The sequence below is a fragment of the Sporosarcina sp. FSL K6-5500 genome, assembly GCF_038005665.1.
Lineage (GTDB): Bacteria > Bacillota > Bacilli > Bacillales_A > Planococcaceae > Sporosarcina > Sporosarcina psychrophila.
In genome coordinates this window covers 505480-523619 of the sequence record NZ_JBBOTP010000001.1, presented here as the reverse complement: position 1 = coordinate 523619, position 18140 = coordinate 505480, and the positions used below count along the sequence as shown (strand labels likewise).

The window sequence follows — 18140 nt, the reverse complement described above, 5'->3', positions numbered from 1 at the left end:
ATTCGGCTTGGAACAGTTTTGTTATGGAAAAACACTCCTTTAATTATGCGTGAAATATGTGAATTCGCGATTAATTATAACCGAAGTCATAAAATGTTTACGACCTGGTCCTATACGTGTAAAATGAGGATTGGCAAGTATAATCAGGGGGTAATACAATGGAACAAGTGCAATTTATGCGTAATCTAATTATCGAAACACCATCAGTGCCGGGCAACTTCGCGAAAGTTGCGTTAGCTATCGGACAATTAAATGGAGATATTGGTGATATCCAAACTATAAAAGTAGGTACATTATCAACGATTCGTGATATTTCAATTCAATGTACAAGTGAAGAGCACTTGTTGCAAATTGTTGAAGCGGTTAATCAAATCGGCGATGGAATTAGTGTTCACGCTATAACGGATGATGTATTGCAAGCACATGAAGGTGGCAAGATTCATATGAAAGGCCGTATGGAAATTCGTTCTTTAGGTGATTTGCGACGTGTCTATACACCAGGCGTTGCGAACGTTTGTGAACTTATCAAGAATGATCCGGAACAGGCGAAATATTTCACGGGAATCTCAAACACGGTCGCAATCGTGACAGATGGCACAGCGATTCTGGGTCTTGGAAATATCGGACCTGTCGCGGGAATGCCTGTAATGGAAGGAAAAGCTGTGTTATTTGATCAATTCGCTGGGATAAGTGGTATTCCTATCTTGCTTAACACGAGTGATCCAGATGAAGTTGTAGAAACAATTAAACATATTCAGCAAGGGTTTGGTGGAATATTGTTGGAGGATATCGGATCTCCACACTGTTTCGAAATTGAAGAGCGGTTGAAAGCGGAGCTGTCGATTCCAGTCATGCACGATGATCAGCATGGTACAGCAGTTGTCACGTTGGCATCTGTAATTTCAGCTTGTCAACAGACAGATGTTTTGCTAACGGAAGCGGTTGTGGGCCAAATTGGTCTTGGTGCAGCTGGTCTAGCAATTAGCCGTATGCTTATGAAATATGGTGTGAAGGAAATGCGTGGTATTGACCGTAATGAAGTCGCACGTCAGAGGCTTGCTGATCATGGCGGCACAGTCATTGATTCACTTGAAGAATTGATGGCAACGTGTGACATTATCGTAGCCACAACGGGCGTTGCAGGACTTATCAAACCAGAAATGGTACGAAAAGGGCAAATTATCTTGGCTTTGTCCAATCCAAACGCTGAAATTACCCCGGAAGACGCACTTGCAGCGGGCGCGGCATTTGCGGCAGATGGCCGTCTCGTTAATAATATCTTAGGCTTCCCAGGTATTTTCCGCGGTGCCCTAAATGCACATGCGAAGGAAATTACTTATCCGATGCTAATCGCAGCTGCACTTGCAATTGTCGACAGCACGAAACCGGGCGATCTTGTCCCACATCCACTTGATCCAAACGTCCATCTTAATGTAGCAGCTGCGGTTGAACGAGTTGCGAATAACTTGTAATTGATAAAGGCCTCTTACCTGGGAAGATAAACCAGGTAAGAGGCTTTTTTATATGGAGCAGAGTAGATTATGGATTGCCTTGATGGTATTACTGGAAGAGTTCAACCAATGCGCTAAAGTGTGCAACAAATAGGGCGAGGTCCAACCAACCCCCTCCAACCCCCTCCAACCCATCAATTCCAACAAAATGAAAACAGCCCAGATTTCACGACAATATCCGCAAATCAGAGCTGCTTCATAATGTGACTATCTACCAATCAGCCAATCAAATGGCGGCGAACCTGGTGGTGAGTGTTTCAGTATATCAATGACTGGAATTGTGTAAGCGAACAGAATCAGTGCAATTGTAATCCCGACCCATAGATACCAGTTTTCAAGAATTTTAGGTGTAGGCTCTGCATCGTCTTCCTCTACGGCAATCGGATATTCTTGAACTCCGCGTGGTGCAAAGAATGTCAGTTGGATGAAAATGTATACCATTAAGAGGATGCCGATAAACAAAATCGTTCCTCCAACAGCTTGCGCAATCTGATAATTGATCCACGTAGCTACTTGTTCGCCGCCTGCATATTCGGAGAAGCTTGAACGACGCGGTCCGCCAAGTAATCCTTGAATATGCATAGCACCTGACATAATTGTCATACCAATTGTCCAAATAAACGTTTGAATAATCCCGAGTCTATTCAATCTCGGAGTCAGTCGTCGACCCGTTAAATGCGGTACAAGCCAATACGTAATCCCGAAAAATGTTAGAACGACTGTTGTTGCAGCAGTTAAATGGAAGTGACCTGTAATCCAAATTGTATTATGGACGAGCGCATTCATTTGGTGAGATGCGTTAACGATACCGCCCACTCCACCCGGAATGAATGCAGCCATACCGATGAATGGTGCTAGGAAACGTACATCTTTCCATGGAAGCTTTTTGAACCAACCAAATAAGCTCTTATAGCCTTTTCGTCGGCCTGTTGTTTCAAATGAAGCGAAAATCGAGAATGCTGTCATTAATGACGGAATAACAACCATGAATGTCAGCACAACTTGAATGAATTTCCAAGTAGGGTCAATACCCGGTTCTGTCAACTGGTGATGGAACCCGACCGGAATCGAGAACATTAGTAATAGAATGAAAGCCATTCTAGCAAGTGCATCACTGAATAATTTTCCGCCGATGATCTTTGGAATAACAACATACCACGCCATATAAGCTGGAAGTAACCAGAAATAAACGAGTGGATGTCCGAAATACCAAAATAACGTACGGCTTAGTAAAACATTGATTGTTTCAGCATATCCAAGTGACCAAGGGATGAACAGCACTAGGACAGATGTTGCTACGCCGATTGTAGCGATGAACCACATAAGCATATTGATAATAACCATAAATGCAGGTAATGGTGATTTTTCACCTTTATGTGCTTTCTTCCATACGTAAAGCTGACGGAAGTTAACGAAGGCAGCAATCCAGCTACCGATAATAACGAGTGCTAAACCGAAATAAAATGCCGGGTGAGCTCGTAGTGGTGCATAGAATGTGTATAATACTGAAGCTTCGCCTACAAGAATCGTAATCGCGGCCATGATGGTTCCGATCAGCATTACCCAGAAGGACAGCCATGCGACTTTCAACTGTTTATCCGAAATCCCAACCGTTTTCCCCATAAGTGAAAACTGGAAACCGATAATGAAAAAGGTTGTTAAGACGAGTCCAAGAATGACACCGTGAACAGTCAGGATTGTATAATAATCAATATTAAACGGTAATTTGAATTTCCCAGAGCGGACAAAAGTCTGCAATAAACCCATCAGACCTCCGACAAAAAGCGAGATATAAGTAACCCACATGAATGCCATATATAATTTGGATTCTTTTTTAGAAAGCGGTAATTGAACCTTAGTCATTATTCATACACCTCCACTGTTCCGTACATCTGGTGGTGACCGATGCCGCAGTATTCGTTGCAGACAATCGTGAATTCGCCTGCATTTTTCATGACAGTCTCGTAACGACTAATGTGGCCAGGTTCAACCATCATGTTGACGTTTGTTCCAGCTACTTGGAAGCCATGGACAACATCTTTTGTTGTGATTTGATAAAGAACGGTGGAACCTTTTGGCACGCGAATCGTTTTAATAGCAGTACCTTCCGTGTCTTTACCGAAATCATAGTTGAACGCAGAAGCAACGATGTTGACGATATATTTGCCGTCAGCTACTTCACGAATGCCAAGATTTTCAGGCTTGAATGCGTCATGTGCTTCAACATTTTGTGGATCGATTGTTTCAATATGGCTCTGCGGATGCGTCCCTTTCCAGAAAGCAGCGAAGCCGATAATTAGTAGGAATAGGACGAGTGAAGCCATTCCGAAAACAAGCCATATCTTTTCATATTTGTGCAAATGCATAAGTAACCCTCCTGATATAATTATTATCTAGATAAAAATAGTGCATAAAACCCGAACCAAGATACTAGAATGACGGCACCCAACAGCATGACGGCTATGAAAGTACCTTTCAAACTATGTGTAGATTCATGCGTATTGGGTTGATGTTTCATTGAATTTCTTTTCCCCATTATTACACCTCCTATTTCCGGCGAAGTGGATTCGCTGTCATACCTTTATCATAGTCTTAAGGTTTAATATGGGAATTAGGGAAAACCCTATGCCTAAGGATATAAGGGAGGGTTTCACAAGTTGTTCACGCATTCTTCATATTTCCGTCAATTACCTATAATAAAGGTCTAGAGATGCATGTGAGAAAAGAAGATGGTATGTTAAGTTCGATTAAAGTTGACCAGACTGTTTAGGGAAATTACAATAAAGCGAGAGCAAAATCTTAATGGAAGTTGGTTGATCTATATGAAAAATCTAAAACTTATAAAAGTTGAAAGCCCTGAACAAGGCGCAGAACAAGTTTACGAAATCATTAAAAACGAAATTGAAAGTGGACGTCTAAACGTACTTGGGCTGGCAACAGGAAGTACAATGATTCCTGTTTACGATAAATGGGTTTCGTCAAATCTTGATTTCTCCAATATTGTCACTTTTAATTTGGATGAGTATATCGGAATACCTGAATCAAGCCCGAACAGCTACGCTTATTTTATGAGTGAGCATCTGTTTGATAAGAAAGAATTTAGAAAAACAAATATTCCGGATGGGATGGCTGAAGATTTGGTTGAAGAATGTGCCGCTTATGAAGATCTTTTAGAAGAGTACCCACTCGACATCCAGCTACTTGGAGTAGGAGAGAATGGCCATATCGCATTCAACGAACCTGGACTTCCTTTTGATTCCGTTACACATGTAGCGCAATTGACGGAATCGACATTGGGTGTGAATAGCCAGTACTTCGAAAATGATGAAAAAATCCCTGAAACAGCTTTATCGATGGGAATTAGTTCGATATTAGGTGCGAAAAAAATTGTTTTACTAGCATTTGGTGAAAAGAAACGAGCAGCTATCGAGAAGTTGCTTGAAGGTAATGTAACGACTGAGTGGCCGATTACAAAATTAGTTGATCACAAAGATGTCATCGTCATTACGGATTTAGAAATTTAATAAGCTAAACAAAAAGGTGAGTGACTACGATTAGTAGCACTCACCTTTTTGTTATTATAGAAAGAAGAGGATTAGTGTCGATCATGATTCAATGTACTGAATATAGTTTGCATATCACCAAGCTGCCCATTTTTGGCAATTAGTGCATCACGTTTTTTTTGAGAGAAACCACGCTCTTTGTTGAATTTCCCAGTCGTTCGGTGTGGGTCTTCTGAATTATGAAAACGGCTATCTTCTTTCAGGGGTTCATAATCACCTGCTGCGTGATCGAGATATGGATTATGAATATAATTTTTTGCGGAATATTTCTTATCGATTTTTTCGTTACCTAACCAACCATGGGCTTTTTCTTGTGCTTCAAGAAAAGACTCTTGCGTATTATCTGAAATGTCATCTTCGTGTTTCACTTCAAACGCCTCCCATTAAATTAGATGCTACTTTACTAAATTCCCGTTTTAAAAAACTATAAACCCCATAAAAAGACAATAATGTTTCGAAAGTCTCCTTTAATACAAGTAGTGTAATAGACTTGTTACACAATTGTAATGTAGGAGGCGTTTGAAGCGTGTTAAGGTTGTAACAGATCATTATTTCAGATAAATTAATCCTTTGGGGGAACAGATGAAACTTACATTCACATTCAAAAAGTCCATTACAATTATAGCTATGTCATTTCTACTACTCGTCGCTCCTTTCGTTGGACAAGCCGAAGCTTCGTCAAAACCTGCTGCAATTTCAAAAACGGCAACAAGTCTAATTGGCGTCAAGTACAGTTACGGTGGTAACACGACGAGTGGGTTTGATTGTTCGGGGTACGTATCATATGTATTCAAGCAACATAATGTCCAAGTGTCGCGTACTGCTGCTAGTATGCATGCATCAGGAACTTCTGTTAGTAAAGCGAATTTAGAAACGGGAGACCTCGTATTCTTCAATACAGCAGGCAAACGAGTTTCACACGTTGGCATATACATAGGTGATGGTAAATTTGCGCACGCATCGACATCAAAAGGTGTACGCGTTGATAAGTTGAATGACCCTTATTATTGGGGTGAACGCTACGTAGGTGCAAAACGCATCTCAGGTGTGAATGCAGTTGCTTCAGCCAATTAAAACAAAACAGACAGCACTGAGTACCCTTAATAGGGAACTTGGTGCTGTTTTTCACTATATATGTTCAACATCACGTCTGTTGATTAATTAAAATTTTCCAGTTACTAACTTGATCACCCCCTGGCTGCTACTTGTATAGTCGTGCTTTTGGATCGCTTTGGATTGAATGACTTCTATTACGATTACCGAGATGTTTGTTGCATCCCTACACATTTTTTCGGTAATCGTATGGTGGTCCTTCATCCGTCGTGCTCCAAAAGTATACGTACACAAAGTGATGAAGCTTTTTGAGACGAAAGAATAGCTGGCTTCTTACTAGGAGAAAAGCCTCCAAAGATGCAATTTTGGAGGCTGATGCTGTCTATATGGTTTTTTCTTTTTTAGTAAAGAACTGTCACTTTCTATAAGACATCACATGAATTAGATACATATTCTTTACTAAAAGTAAGCAAGGAACGCATTTTACAATGTGCTAGAGTGCCCGAAATTTCATCTTCGGGCGCTTACACTCTCCATAGAATATCATCTATTCATTTCTTCCAAAACAACTGCATTTTTCACTTGAATAGTGTAGGAACGCGACAGGCAACTATTCACAACAGGATTACTGAAAAAAGTTTGGCTAGAAGTGACTCCGTCACTTCTAGCCAAACTAGGACCTCTCAGTAAATCTGTCATGAATAGTTAGCCGAAAGCGGGCCGAAAATAGTCCAGTGAAAGTGGAGGTTATCAAGCCCCTCCCACCGGTATTTTATGCAAATAAATGGTTAATCAACAGTCGCGGTCCGATAAATATAGGCATTCCTTTGTTCAACATAGCAATAAAAAGGGCGGCACATCCGAATCAGAATGTAACTGATTTGAATGTGCCGCCTTTATCTTCAAGCCCTCCAGCGCTTTTCGGGGCTAAACAGGCGCTTGCGCTTTTGTTTACGTCTAGACTCCAGCGCCTAGCCCCTCGAGTCGCTTCAGTCTTGCTGATAAAGGCAAAAGGACGCCTTTATCTTCAAGCCTTTCAGCGCTTTTCGGGGCTAAACAGGCGCTTGCGCTTCTGTTGTTACGCGTTTTGTTGTGGTACGCGAACTGTCCAGCGAGATAAGTCTGGCTCATCTTTTTGAATCATTTCTTTTGGATAGATGAACGTCCATGGTTTTGAAGTGTTTGCTTTTACTGAAAGTGGATCAAGGGCGAATGAACCGCTAGCTACTAGATCGCCAGATGCATCAATCAGTTCTAGTGGAAGCTTTTCGATATTGATTTGTTTCGAGTGACCATTACGGATAAATACAGATGCTGCGATACCACCGTCATCCTGTTGTTTTACTTGGAATCCGCTAATATTTACTTCACGCGGTTTCAATTTCGGAAGACCTTCGACAACTTTTGTAAGTCCATCCTTTTGTTCTGCTGTTAAACCGTCTTCCCATGTTTGCTCCAACTCTAGTTTGTGAGGCACCATCGATTGGACGTTAAATGCAAGTTTCCAGTTTTCTGTTGGTGGCTGTTCTGCAAAGATATTGTCTTTTGTGAAGACGAATACCCAAGGTCTTGCGCTTCGTGCCGGAATATCGCCGAGCTCTTTCAAATCGAATTCATCGGAAGCGAGTGTTTTACCTTCCTCATCAAGAAGCATCAGTTCGACTGATCCAACTGAAATCTGTTGGTCTAGTGAAGAACGGAAAAACGCTTTAACGAGCCAGCTACCATTAGCAGGTTCAACGTCGATGTCAATGCCTGAAAGGGAGATTTGGTTCGGTTTAAGTGGTTCTAGCTCATTCGAATGGAAGCGGAAAACGTACTCTTGCTCCTGTGGTACATTCCATTCTGGGTGTAGGGATAGCGTAGTCTCGACCTCATCTGTATTTGTCGATGCGTTTAGACCATCAATAATCTCTTCGGAACCGATTGTGCTATCTGATCCTGTCTTTTCGGTTTTCTTGAAAAATGAGAAAAGCTTCATTGTTGTACCTCCTGTTGTTGTGTAATAACTTTCATAAAGCTAATAACTTCAGAAGCGATGTTACGGCGTAATTTTTGATAATGACGCCCGAATAATTCGAGTCCTTCACGCTGATAAATCCGCATTGGGTCCTCTTGTCCATATGAACGGAGTCCGATACCTTCTTTTAAGCGTGTCATAACTTCCAAGTGCTTGACCCACATCGTATCAATATGAGACAGCATTACTTGTGGAATCATCTGATTGATCTGTTCATCGTCTGAGAATGATTCGATGAAGTCGAGCAACTCAGTAAGTGGAGCATCATATAGTTTTAGAATGTCAGACGTCTTATCAAGCGTCCGCGGAATTACGACAGGTTCTAACAACAGGCTGTTCATTGTATGTTCAATTCGTTCGAAATCCCAATTGCTTGAAGTCTCTTCATCTGGGCAACTATCGAAAACAACAAATTCTACTGTCTCGGAAAGCATCGATTTTAATTGTTCAAGGATACCTTCGCGGTCTAGGACGTTATTACGAAGCCCATAGATGACTTCACGCTGATCATTAATGACGTCGTCGAGTTTTAAGTTGTATTCGCGCATTGAATAGTGGGCACCTTCTACGATACGCTGTGTCCGTTCTGTCAGTTCATCTACTTCGGGATTCTGCACTAGACCGTCTTCATTTGTTGTTACTTTTTTGAGGAACTTCTCAAGCTCTTCTTTAGCAAAACGTTTGAACATATCATCTTCGAGAGAAAGGAAGAAGTGACTCTCACCATGGTCACCTTGTCTTCCAGAACGTCCCCGTAGCTGGTTGTCAATACGACGGCTTTCGTGCTTTTCTGTTCCAAGTACGAAAAGACCACCAATTTCTTCAACCTTTTCACCGAGCACGATATCAGTTCCACGTCCAGCCATGTTTGTCGCGACTGTGATTTGACCGAGTTGTCCTGCGAGGGAAATAAGGTCTACTTCCTGTTCGACACTTTTAGCGTTCAATAAGTTGTAAGTAAGTTTGTATTCATCTAAATACGCTACTACTTTTTCAGATTGTAAGATGGATGTTGTGCCGACAAGGACGGGTTGTCCTTTTTCATGACGCTTAGCAACTTCTTTCGCCATCGCCTTATATTTCTGATCAATCGTTTTGTATACTCGATCAGGTGAATCGATACGTGCACGCGGACGATTCGTTGGAATTTGAACAACGTCCATACCGTACACTTCGCGGAATTCTTTCTCCTGTGTTTTAGCCGTACCAGTCATTCCGCAAAGTTCTTTATACATACGGAAGTAGTTTTGGATTGTAATTTGTGCTTGTGCTTTATTTTCTTCAGTAATTGGTAGTCCTTCTTTTGCTTCAATTGCCTGGTGTAAGCCATCGGAAAGTGTGCGTCCTTCCATGATTCGACCCGTGAACATATCAACAAGTTCAATTTTCTCTTCTTTTACGATGTAGTCAACGTCACGTTCGAAGATGACATGTGCACGTAATGATTGAATCATATAATGATAAAGCGTTTGGTGCTCCAATTCATATAAATTGTCGATGCCAAATGCTTTTTCCACTTTCCCGATTCCAGTATCGGTAAGGGAAGTCGCTTTTGTTTCATCATCAAAGTCGAAATCGACCCCTTTTTTGAAACGTTTTGCGAGACGTGCAGCAATGTGATGAAGATCCGCATCCGCTTGCATTTTACCAGCAACGATTAATGGTGTTTTTGCTTCATCAACAAGAATACTGTCAACTTCATCGATGATTGCAAAATGGTAGGGACGTTGAACTTTTTGTGACACTTGCTGCGCCATGTTATCACGCAAATAGTCGAAACCGAATTCAGTTCCCACTCCGTACGTAATATCAGCATTGTAAGCAGCGTGTTTTGCTGGACCTTGCATCATTGGGACATTCAACCCAACTGTAAGGCCAAGAAAACGATGGATTTGACCAATTTGTTCATAGTCACGCTTCGCAAGATAGTCATTCACGGTAATAACGTGGACTCCTTTTCCTTCAAGTGCGCGCACATACGAAGGAAGGGAAGCGACTAGCGTTTTACCTTCGCCTGTAGGCATTTCAGCGATGTTACCTTCTGTTAGAACGAGTCCGCCGATAAGTTGAACATCGAAATGACGCATGCCAAGGATTCGCTTAGATGCTTCACGAACAACAGCAAAAGCGTCTGGAATAATAGATTGGATCTTTTCTCCAGATTGAATTCTCTCCTTGAAGATAGTAGTCATGCTTGTTAGTTGTTCGTCTGACATTGGTTCGTATGTAGCTTCTAATTTATTTATTTGTTGGACAATCTTCCGATACTTTCGAAGTTGTCTTTCGTTCGTCTGATTTGAACGTTTGAATATTGATAGCATTGGATGAACGCTCCTTTTTTCCGATCCCTTTAAAGGACCCGTCCCCATTTTACCAAAAAGAATGGAAAATGACTACCTTGAGCTGAAAACTACATATATAAGGAAGCAGAAGGTGTGGGATATCTAGGGGAAGAGAAGGGGAAGATAAGATAAACAGAAGCGCAAGCATCTGTTTAGACGCGGTAAGTTTGTAATGTAAGGAAAGGTAGTGTAAGTCATGATAATCAGTCGAAACAAAGGTGGGACGAAGTTGAAGTATCGAATACGGTGTACAATCTAAGCGAAAGTGCCTTACAGGAGTACCCGAAGCCATAAGACTGACGGCGAAGCTGCTTGGCTTAGGGGGGCATCCCTGTGCGCCGGAGTGAATTCATTAGTTTCTTTATTTTAACTTATTAGCACAGTAAATTTAAATGACCTTGGCAGCAAGAAAAAATAGAATAGAGTTTTCTAGTAAAGTGCTTTACTTGTTTAAATATGCTATGATACTGTTGGTATGATAAATTAGCGATTTACTATAGGGAGGAAGGACATGTTATTCCTTGCAATGGCTGCTGCACTACTAGCTTCCATCTTACTTACTCCACTCGTCATTAAATTGGCATTCCGGATAGGAGCGGTCGATCGGCCGAATTACCGGAAAGTCCATGCGTCTGTTATGCCGCGAATCGGCGGTCTTGCGATATTTGGTGCTTTTCTAATTGGCTATGCGGTATTACTACCGAAAGATGAACACGCTGTTGGAATACTTATCGGTGCTGTTATCATCATTGTTATGGGCTTTCTCGATGATATGCTTGAAATTACCGCGAAAGCAAAACTTGCTGGTCAATTGGCTGCGGCTATTGTCGTTGTCGTATGGGGCGGTTTACAAATTGAAGTTATTAATTTACCGTTTATTGGGGAATTTGATTTTGGTTACTTAAGTATTCCAATTACAATTATTTGGATCATCGGCATTACAAATGCTATAAATCTTATAGATGGATTGGATGGACTTGCAGCAGGTGTTTCAACGATTGCACTCATTACAATTGCTGTTATGGCGATGATAATGGGGAATGTATTCGTAGTTGCAACAGCTTCGATTCTTGCGGCAAGCTCGCTTGGCTTCTTGTTTTACAATTTCCATCCGGCAAAAATCTTTATGGGAGACACCGGATCCTTGTTCCTGGGCTTTATGATTTCGGTTCTTGCATTATTAGGATTCAAGAACGTTGCTGTCGTTTCACTGATTATCCCAGTTATTATATTGGGTATTCCAATTTCTGACACGTTCTTCGCAATTGTTCGCCGTATACGCACGAAACAGCCTATTATGGCACCGGATAAATCACATTTACACCATTGCTTACTTCGTAGCGGTTTTTCACATAGGCAGACAGTCTTGGTCATTTATGCGCTTGCAATTCTGTTTGGGGTTGCAGCTGTATTGTTCTCGCAAGCGACAGTATGGGGAGCAATTCTGCTTATTGTAGTCATGCTTATCGCGATTGAACTGTTCGTTGAAGTAATCGGTCTTGCCGGTACAAACTATCGACCGTTGTTAAATCTTGTACGGATGATTGGTAAGTAACACAGCTGTTTGTACACTAGACAATAAGAAAAAATGGCCATGCACCTTTTCATTAAGGTAGCATGGCCATTTTTTATAGAATTATGTGTGGAAAGAAAAAAAGAACCAGCTAACTTTCAGCCTGGTTCTTTTTGTATCATTCATTAAAACTATCTTCTAAAGCTTCTTCGGTTGAACCGGTTATGGTAGAACCACTGTCAGTCAGACTAGATGAGTCGGGGATGAGACCAAGATGTGCTTGCAATATGTTCTTCACTTCAGCTAAATAGGTTTCATCAAGTTTCCAGTAATAAATTCCCGTAGACATGTCGTCGTAACCCTTCAAACTTAGTGTATCGACTTGTGGCATACCGCCTTTTACATATTCCAAGAACGATTTCATTTCGTCAAACGTCATGTCAGTTTTCATATTCTCGCCAACTGCCTCAATAACATCACCATACTTCGTTATTGATTTTACTGAAGCGGCTTCTTTCATGATTGCCTGTAAGATCATTTGCTGACGTTTTCCGCGTTCGACGTCGGTATCGAGTTTACGTGTTCGCGCAAGCGCAAGGGCGTGTTTGCCGTCAAGATGTTGCAGACCTTTTTTCAGATGAATCGTATATTTATCATTTTCGTCTTTTTCAGTTCTATTATATGGAACCTCTACGTCGATTCCGTCAATTGCATCAACAACATCAATGAATGCATTGAAATTCATCCTCACATAGTAATCGACAGGAATCTCAAACAATTCTTCAACTGTTTCGATTGTTGCACGTGTTCCGCCGAATGCATGGGCATGGGTGATTTTATCACGATATCCGACTTCTGGGATATAGGCGTATGAATCACGCGGAATACTGACCAATTTTACAGATTTACTCGCCGGATTCAATGTAGCAAGTAGAAGTGCATCCGAACGGCTGTTGCTCTCTCCTTGATGGCGCGCTTCACTGTCATCGACACCGATGAATAGAATTGAAACATTATCGTTTGCTGGCTCGACTTTTACTTCGCGAATTTCGGATTTTGGTCGGTCAGGGACGGCTTCATACGCACTAACTGCCATACTTTCTGCTTTTTTCTGAAGTGAAGCAGCGTATGCCGCAACAACAATAAATAGGGACAACGTAAGAAGAAGCGTAACTTTTAAGGCTAAGCGTTTAGCAGACGATTTTTTTCTTTTTTTATAGTCTTTTCTTTTCATTTTTTAGTTCCTCCAGAATCGACTATGGAAGTTCTTCATAGCTGATCATATAATTGACAAATATCGTCAAAAGGTAGAGATAGCATAACGGATCACAAGGTTTTGTGACATGAATACTCATGACCTTTTCTATTATACTATTTTTTTAGTTAGTTGTCGAACTCGAGAAATTCGCTAGAAGTCGACACAATTTCCGCCTGACCATTTGTTAATTCGGCCATCCAAGCAGTGAAACCATCCTCTTCTGTCACTGGAACGTATACGAATAAGTTGACGCCGTCCGCATAGGAAATTTCTTTTAGTGGATAAGAGGACTGTCTTATCTCATTTTCGACTTTTCCGAGCCATGTATAATCAATTGTTACTCTCATTAGATGATGAAGTTTTCTTACGACAGTACCCGTGGCTGTAATGCCCTCAGACGTCGCGCGGCCATACGCACGAATTAACCCACCGCCTCCAAGCTTGATACCCCCAAAATAGCGCGTCACAACGACGACAGTATCTTTTAACCCTTGTTTTTTCAAGACTTCGAGCATTGGCACGCCAGCCGTACCTGTTGGTTCTCCATCATCATTCGCTTTTTGGATAGTATCGTGCTCGCCAATCATATAGGCCGAACAGTTGTGGTTAGCATTATGATGCTTTTTCTTGATTTCCTGAATGAACTCGAGAGCTTCATCTTCCGTCTCTGCACGTAACACATAGGTGAGAAATCTAGACTTTTGAATGATTAATTCACTTTCACCGTAATCTTTAACTGTATAATAATCTGCTCGCATTTGCGGCACCCCCATAACTTGTAATACAATCTTAATATCCATTTGGTACTATGATGATATACTATAATGAAGTGCGTAAGGAAATCAGTATTCCGGTAACACTTCTTACTTATAGTATATATGTGGTTTTTCAGGCTGTAGGCGGGAGGGAACTTAACATTGAATGAAAATATAGTTGATATCCAAACGCTTGAAACAATCTTTAATAGTATGGTCCGTGCTATGGATCACTCAAAGAACGATATCTTTATTATAAGCGAACAAAGCCGTCAAAGCTTTCATGATATGAAAAAAGAGCTTGCAACGGTCAAAAGTGATATTTCCCAGGCAATAACCGAAGGCGACTATTTGGAGAATATGACTGGCCATTCACGCAAACGTCTCGCCGACGTCTCGAAGAACTTCATGAATTACTCAGAGGAACAAGTGAGAGAGGCTTACGAAGTTGCGAATGAATTACATGTTCGATTATCCATTAACCGGATGCAGGAGAAGCAGCTGCGTGTACGTAGGGATGATTTGGACAAACGCCTTGTAGCGCTACTCGATACAATTGAACGTGCGGATCAGCTTGTTACTCAAGTGGCGACCGTTATTAACTATTTGACATCTGATTTAAAAAATGTTGGTGAAGCACTTGAAAATGCTAGACACAAGCAGGATTTCAGTATCAGAATTATTCAGGCACAGGAAGAGGAGCGCAAAAGGCTTTCCCGTGACATTCATGATGGACCAGCGCAAATGTTGGCGAATGTGATGATCCGTACTGGATTGATTGAAAAGATCTTTGTAGAAAAAGGTCCTAAACCTGCATTGGGTGAACTAGCAGATCTCAAAGTGATGGTGAGGAATGCACTTTATGAAGTCCGGCGTATCATTTATGATCTTCGACCTATGGCGCTTGACGATCTTGGCCTGATTCCGACATTGAGAAAGTATTTGTCGACAATCGAAGAATATGAAAAGAATGTTGAAATTCACTTTCAAAATAGTGGACAAGAGCAGCGTTTTCAAACGAATTTTGAAGTGTCGGTCTTTCGACTTGTACAAGAATCTGTATCAAATGCATTGAAACATGGAAAGTCGAAGGATGTTTGGGTGAAAACTGAATGGCTTCGCGATATAATGAATATTATCATTAAGGATAATGGACAAGGATTCAACCAGAATGAAGTGAAAGATAAGTCGTTCGGTTTGATTGGGATGCGGGAACGAATCGATTTATTAAAAGGCGATATGACAATCACTTCAACGCCTGGCAATGGTACGATGATTCATTTCCGGATCCCGCTTCGAAATGAAATAATTGACGGCTAGATATATTGGGGAGGAAATGACTATGACTGTTACGAAAATATTAATTGTAGATGATCATCAATTATTCCGTGAAGGGGTAAAGAGAATTCTGGACTTTGAAGATTCTTTTGAAGTTGTTTCAGAAGGTGATGACGGTAGCGAAGTAAATGAACTTTATAGACAGTGCGAACCGGATGTTGTTCTTATGGATATTAATATGCCACGTATGAATGGTATTGATGCGACTGAGAATCTTGTCAAAGAGTTTCCTGATGCGAAGGTAATTATGTTGTCGATTCATGATGACGAGTCATATGTATCGCATGCACTGAAAACGGGTGCGCTTGGCTATATGCTGAAAGAGATGGATGCAGATGCAATCGTTCAAGCGATTAAGGTCGTTGAGATGGGCGGTTCGTATCTTCACCCGAAAGTGACACATAACCTTGTTACGGAATTCCGCAGATTGAGTGAACGGGAGCATAAAGGATCATTCCAGCAAAATGATATCCGCCGACCATTCCACTTACTTACAAAACGTGAGTGTGAAGTATTGCAACTGTTGACGGATGGGCAAAGTAACCGGACAATCGGAGAAACGTTATTCATTTCTGAAAAGACGGTTAAAAACCACGTTTCAAGTATTTTGCAAAAAATGGCTGTAAATGACCGGACACAAGCAGTTGTAACTGCTATTAAAAATGGTTGGGTTGAAGTGAAGTAATTCGGACTTTGTTCAATAAAAGGAGAAAGGCCATCCAGTTGGAGCGGCCTTTTTACCTGTTCAGGAGGAAAGAAAATGAAAAAAATATTTGTTCCTATAAGTATGTCGGTTCTTTTACTACTTGGCGCGTGCAGTAGCGATGGAGAGAAGTCGACTGGAAGCGGCTCGGTCAATGATGGCGAGGCGGCGAATGAAAACGGTGCAATTGATCATGGTGTGGAAGACAAAAAAGTGGGTTTTAGCTTAGAGGGAGGAGTTATAGAAGAAGCTTCTGGTGTTCCGGTTGAGGAGAAAGAACAAATTTTAGCAGTATATGAGGTGTATATCGATACGCTGAATGAACAAGATATCGATGGCTATTTGAATACACTGTCTCCGGAAGACTATGATTTTGAGGAAGAACGTGCGTTCATGGAAGAGCAATTTAGTGAATATGAGCTAAATCGCGAAATATCGAACGTAACGATTGTAAAGTATTCTGATAAGGAAGCCCAAGTCTTCTCGAATTTGAATACATCATATAAACAAGTATCTACTGGTCTTGTGACAAAACAAGATGGAAGACAAGTGACCGTATTTACGAAAAATGGTGACGATTGGAAAGCTGCATCGGTGCATTACATCGGTGATGACGGGAAAGAGTAAATGTGGTTCATCTGTAAGATTTTCAGCTGTAATAGCCGAAAGTCTTTTTTGTTTCGTGGCTGTCGTACAGTCCTCTACAAAATCATATAACCTACAAAAAATTTGTAGGTTGTTTTATCAGCGATATGGGTATACAATAACGAGAACTAATGTTCTGTATGGGGGTAGGAACAGTTAAAATGAATTTAATATCTGCGGAGGCATTGCCGCATTTTGAGAATATGATTTATTTGCCGATGCTTCTTATTATATTGGAAAAGGATCGAGATTCGTTTGAAAAAGGTCCATTCAAACTGAAAGGACCTTATGTCAAACTTGTTGATGAAGCAACAAGAGCTGCACGTGCTGAACTAGGGGAAACAACCATCTACTTACGTCGCCAGAATATGAAAGTCATACGCTATTTTCACTGAGTATATTTTCGTATACGGGGACAATAAGGACCACAGACGTTATTTGAACATCCGCTCACGTAATTGGATGAAGGAACTGTTAAACATTTACATCGCCATGTTTGAAAATTAAGTCAATCCTCATCCGGGAAGTCAAATTTATCGAATTTTGATGGCCTGTTCAATTGTCTTTGTTTTTTCAAAAAGTTTTTTTCGAGAAGAGCAGCGACTGCATATTGGCGAAACATTGTTGTAGCTGAAATATCGAGCTTGAAGGAAAGACCATTTTCCAAGTAGAGAATACAGCCCATACCATCTGGTTCTATATTATCAATCGCACTATAGGAAACCCAGATGTTCTCTTCTGAATTCGGAGACATTGTTGGTAGAAAGATATAAGGTACTCCGAAATCATGAGCGATAATTATAGGCGTTTTATGGCGTTTTCCAATTGCTAGTTTTGCTGTATTTGTTGAATTTTGTAAAGAACCACCATAATAATGACAAGAATTTTTAACAATGTGAACGGGTTTTCGTGAAACGTTCAATTCACCGTTTCGTTCGATTACAAGCGTTGATAGTTTATTTCCTTGGACCACAGGTAGTAACAAAAATGTATTGAAAGAAACAATGTATTTCCCTAACCATTTCTTTTTAACCAATAACATGCACCCCTTATAGTTTATTATTGTTTCATAAGTCCTAGTATAAATTAGAAAATTTAAAATGCAACCATTTAATTAAACTATTTGAACTATTTTGTTTTTTAGTACTATTATCACTCGTATTATGCTATTTCCTAAAATGAAATTTGTTGTTATTTCGAATGAGTGGGATTTTGTATCACGTCTGTTGATTATTCACTTTCTTACATGAAGAACCTGTAAGAAAAGCATACAAGTCTATATTTGCACTTGTACATAAGGCGTCTAGAGTTTTATCATAATAGTAAGCAGTGAATAAAATAATCACCTACTAGCCACACATGCCTTACGATAGATATGCCGTGATTAGTTCGCCGAAAGCAAAAGGAAATGGTCCAGTGAAAATGGATTTTTCCAAGAC

General features: G+C 40.7%; 17 protein-coding genes. 8 read left to right on the top strand and 9 right to left on the bottom strand.

Going from position 1 to position 18140, the window contains the following annotated elements; all coding sequences use genetic code 11:
* Positions 1-158 precede the first annotated feature (158 nt).
* Positions 159-1472 (top strand): NAD-dependent malic enzyme, encoded by a 1314-nt coding sequence (locus MKX62_RS02450; protein ID WP_067212146.1) that lies wholly within the window; start codon positions 159-161, stop codon positions 1470-1472.
* Positions 1473-1718: 246 nt separating this feature from the next.
* Here the strand turns inward: MKX62_RS02450 and MKX62_RS02445 are convergent, their stop codons facing one another.
* From MKX62_RS02445 to MKX62_RS02435, 3 genes are read right to left on the bottom strand one after another with little or no spacing between them, the layout of a single operon-like run.
* Positions 1719-3374, bottom strand: coding sequence for a b(o/a)3-type cytochrome-c oxidase subunit 1 (locus MKX62_RS02445; RefSeq protein ID WP_340740584.1), 1656 nt, complete (start codon positions 3372-3374; stop codon positions 1719-1721).
* Positions 3374-3877, bottom strand: a complete 504-nt coding sequence (locus MKX62_RS02440) for a cytochrome c oxidase subunit II (protein ID WP_067212141.1) — start codon at positions 3875-3877, stop codon at positions 3374-3376. The genes MKX62_RS02445 and MKX62_RS02440 overlap by 1 nt, the downstream gene beginning before the upstream one ends.
* Positions 3878-3900: 23 nt before the next feature.
* Positions 3901-4047 carry a cytochrome c oxidase subunit 2A gene (locus MKX62_RS02435; protein WP_082786682.1) on the bottom strand — a complete coding sequence of 49 codons (147 nt, stop codon included), beginning with the start codon at positions 4045-4047 and terminating at the stop codon, positions 3901-3903.
* A gap of 286 nt (positions 4048-4333) precedes the next feature.
* Here MKX62_RS02435 and MKX62_RS02430 point away from each other — a divergent pair, with 286 nt between their 5' ends.
* Positions 4334-5035 carry a glucosamine-6-phosphate deaminase gene (locus tag MKX62_RS02430; RefSeq protein WP_187045617.1) on the top strand — a complete coding sequence of 234 codons (702 nt, stop codon included), beginning with the start codon at positions 4334-4336 and terminating at the stop codon, positions 5033-5035.
* Positions 5036-5106: 71 nt separating this feature from the next.
* Here the strand turns inward: MKX62_RS02430 and MKX62_RS02425 are convergent, their stop codons facing one another.
* A complete protein-coding gene (locus MKX62_RS02425) occupies positions 5107-5442 on the bottom strand; it encodes a hypothetical protein (RefSeq protein ID WP_340740583.1) in 336 nt (111 codons plus the stop codon).
* Positions 5443-5656: 214 nt separating this feature from the next.
* Here MKX62_RS02425 and MKX62_RS02420 point away from each other — a divergent pair, with 214 nt between their 5' ends.
* Positions 5657-6148: a C40 family peptidase gene (locus MKX62_RS02420; protein WP_067212133.1), complete on the top strand. Its 492-nt coding sequence runs from the start codon at positions 5657-5659 to the stop codon at positions 6146-6148.
* A gap of 1057 nt (positions 6149-7205) precedes the next feature.
* Here MKX62_RS02420 and MKX62_RS02415 read toward each other — a convergent pair.
* Together MKX62_RS02415 and secA2 are read right to left on the bottom strand one after the other, a co-directional pair.
* Complete coding sequence (locus tag MKX62_RS02415) at positions 7206-8108, bottom strand: accessory Sec system S-layer assembly protein (protein ID WP_067212129.1); 903 nt, start codon at positions 8106-8108, stop codon at positions 7206-7208.
* Positions 8105-10468 (bottom strand): accessory Sec system translocase SecA2, encoded by a 2364-nt coding sequence (secA2, locus tag MKX62_RS02410; protein ID WP_340740582.1) that lies wholly within the window; start codon positions 10466-10468, stop codon positions 8105-8107. Before secA2 ends, MKX62_RS02415 begins: the two co-directional genes overlap by 4 nt.
* 532 nt (positions 10469-11000) lie before the next feature.
* Between secA2 and MKX62_RS02405 the strand changes: the two genes are divergently transcribed.
* Positions 11001-12044, top strand: coding sequence for a glycosyltransferase family 4 protein (locus MKX62_RS02405; protein WP_067212122.1), 1044 nt, complete (start codon positions 11001-11003; stop codon positions 12042-12044).
* Positions 12045-12180: 136 nt separating this feature from the next.
* Here the strand turns inward: MKX62_RS02405 and MKX62_RS02400 are convergent, their stop codons facing one another.
* A complete protein-coding gene (locus tag MKX62_RS02400; RefSeq protein WP_340740581.1) occupies positions 12181-13236 on the bottom strand; it encodes an LCP family protein in 1056 nt (351 codons plus the stop codon).
* A 149-nt stretch (positions 13237-13385) separates the two neighbouring features.
* Entirely contained in the window at positions 13386-14018 is a 633-nt protein-coding gene (locus MKX62_RS02395) for a YigZ family protein (protein ID WP_340740580.1), read from the bottom strand.
* 159 nt (positions 14019-14177) lie between these two features.
* Here MKX62_RS02395 and MKX62_RS02390 point away from each other — a divergent pair, with 159 nt between their 5' ends.
* From MKX62_RS02390 to MKX62_RS02375, 4 genes are all read left to right on the top strand, one after another.
* Positions 14178-15335 (top strand): sensor histidine kinase, encoded by a 1158-nt coding sequence (locus MKX62_RS02390; protein ID WP_340740579.1) that lies wholly within the window; start codon positions 14178-14180, stop codon positions 15333-15335.
* Between the two features lie 22 nt (positions 15336-15357).
* Positions 15358-16038 (top strand): response regulator transcription factor, encoded by a 681-nt coding sequence (locus MKX62_RS02385; RefSeq protein WP_340740578.1) that lies wholly within the window; start codon positions 15358-15360, stop codon positions 16036-16038.
* Between the two features lie 75 nt (positions 16039-16113).
* Positions 16114-16683: a nuclear transport factor 2 family protein gene (locus MKX62_RS02380; protein ID WP_187045611.1), complete on the top strand. Its 570-nt coding sequence runs from the start codon at positions 16114-16116 to the stop codon at positions 16681-16683.
* A gap of 179 nt (positions 16684-16862) precedes the next feature.
* Positions 16863-17096, top strand: coding sequence for a hypothetical protein (locus tag MKX62_RS02375; protein ID WP_340740577.1), 234 nt, complete (start codon positions 16863-16865; stop codon positions 17094-17096).
* Between the two features lie 113 nt (positions 17097-17209).
* Here the strand turns inward: MKX62_RS02375 and MKX62_RS02370 are convergent, their stop codons facing one another.
* Positions 17210-17737: a competence protein ComK gene (locus MKX62_RS02370; protein ID WP_340740576.1), complete on the bottom strand. Its 528-nt coding sequence runs from the start codon at positions 17735-17737 to the stop codon at positions 17210-17212.
* Positions 17738-18140 lie beyond the last annotated feature (403 nt).

Excerpts from the sequence above, each read along its gene's own strand:
- MKX62_RS02380 (WP_187045611.1), top strand. The coding sequence starts at position 16,114 with ATGAAAAAAATATTTGTTCCTATAAGTATGTCGGTTCTTTTACTACTT.
- MKX62_RS02430 (WP_187045617.1), top strand. The coding sequence starts at position 4,334 with ATGAAAAATCTAAAACTTATAAAAGTTGAAAGCCCTGAACAAGGCGCA.
- MKX62_RS02400 (WP_340740581.1), bottom strand. The coding sequence starts at position 13,236 with ATGAAAAGAAAAGACTATAAAAAAAGAAAAAAATCGTCTGCTAAACGC.
- MKX62_RS02395 (WP_340740580.1), bottom strand. The coding sequence starts at position 14,018 with ATGCGAGCAGATTATTATACAGTTAAAGATTACGGTGAAAGTGAATTA.
- MKX62_RS02385 (WP_340740578.1), top strand. The coding sequence starts at position 15,358 with ATGACTGTTACGAAAATATTAATTGTAGATGATCATCAATTATTCCGT.
- MKX62_RS02420 (WP_067212133.1), top strand. The coding sequence starts at position 5,657 with ATGAAACTTACATTCACATTCAAAAAGTCCATTACAATTATAGCTATG.
- MKX62_RS02435 (WP_082786682.1), bottom strand. The coding sequence starts at position 4,047 with ATGGGGAAAAGAAATTCAATGAAACATCAACCCAATACGCATGAATCT.
- MKX62_RS02450 (WP_067212146.1), top strand. The coding sequence starts at position 159 with ATGGAACAAGTGCAATTTATGCGTAATCTAATTATCGAAACACCATCA.
- secA2 (WP_340740582.1), bottom strand. The coding sequence starts at position 10,468 with ATGCTATCAATATTCAAACGTTCAAATCAGACGAACGAAAGACAACTT.
- MKX62_RS02445 (WP_340740584.1), bottom strand. The coding sequence starts at position 3,374 with ATGACTAAGGTTCAATTACCGCTTTCTAAAAAAGAATCCAAATTATAT.
- MKX62_RS02405 (WP_067212122.1), top strand. The coding sequence starts at position 11,001 with ATGTTATTCCTTGCAATGGCTGCTGCACTACTAGCTTCCATCTTACTT.
- MKX62_RS02440 (WP_067212141.1), bottom strand. The coding sequence starts at position 3,877 with ATGCATTTGCACAAATATGAAAAGATATGGCTTGTTTTCGGAATGGCT.
- MKX62_RS02375 (WP_340740577.1), top strand. The coding sequence starts at position 16,863 with ATGAATTTAATATCTGCGGAGGCATTGCCGCATTTTGAGAATATGATT.
- MKX62_RS02415 (WP_067212129.1), bottom strand. The coding sequence starts at position 8,108 with ATGAAGCTTTTCTCATTTTTCAAGAAAACCGAAAAGACAGGATCAGAT.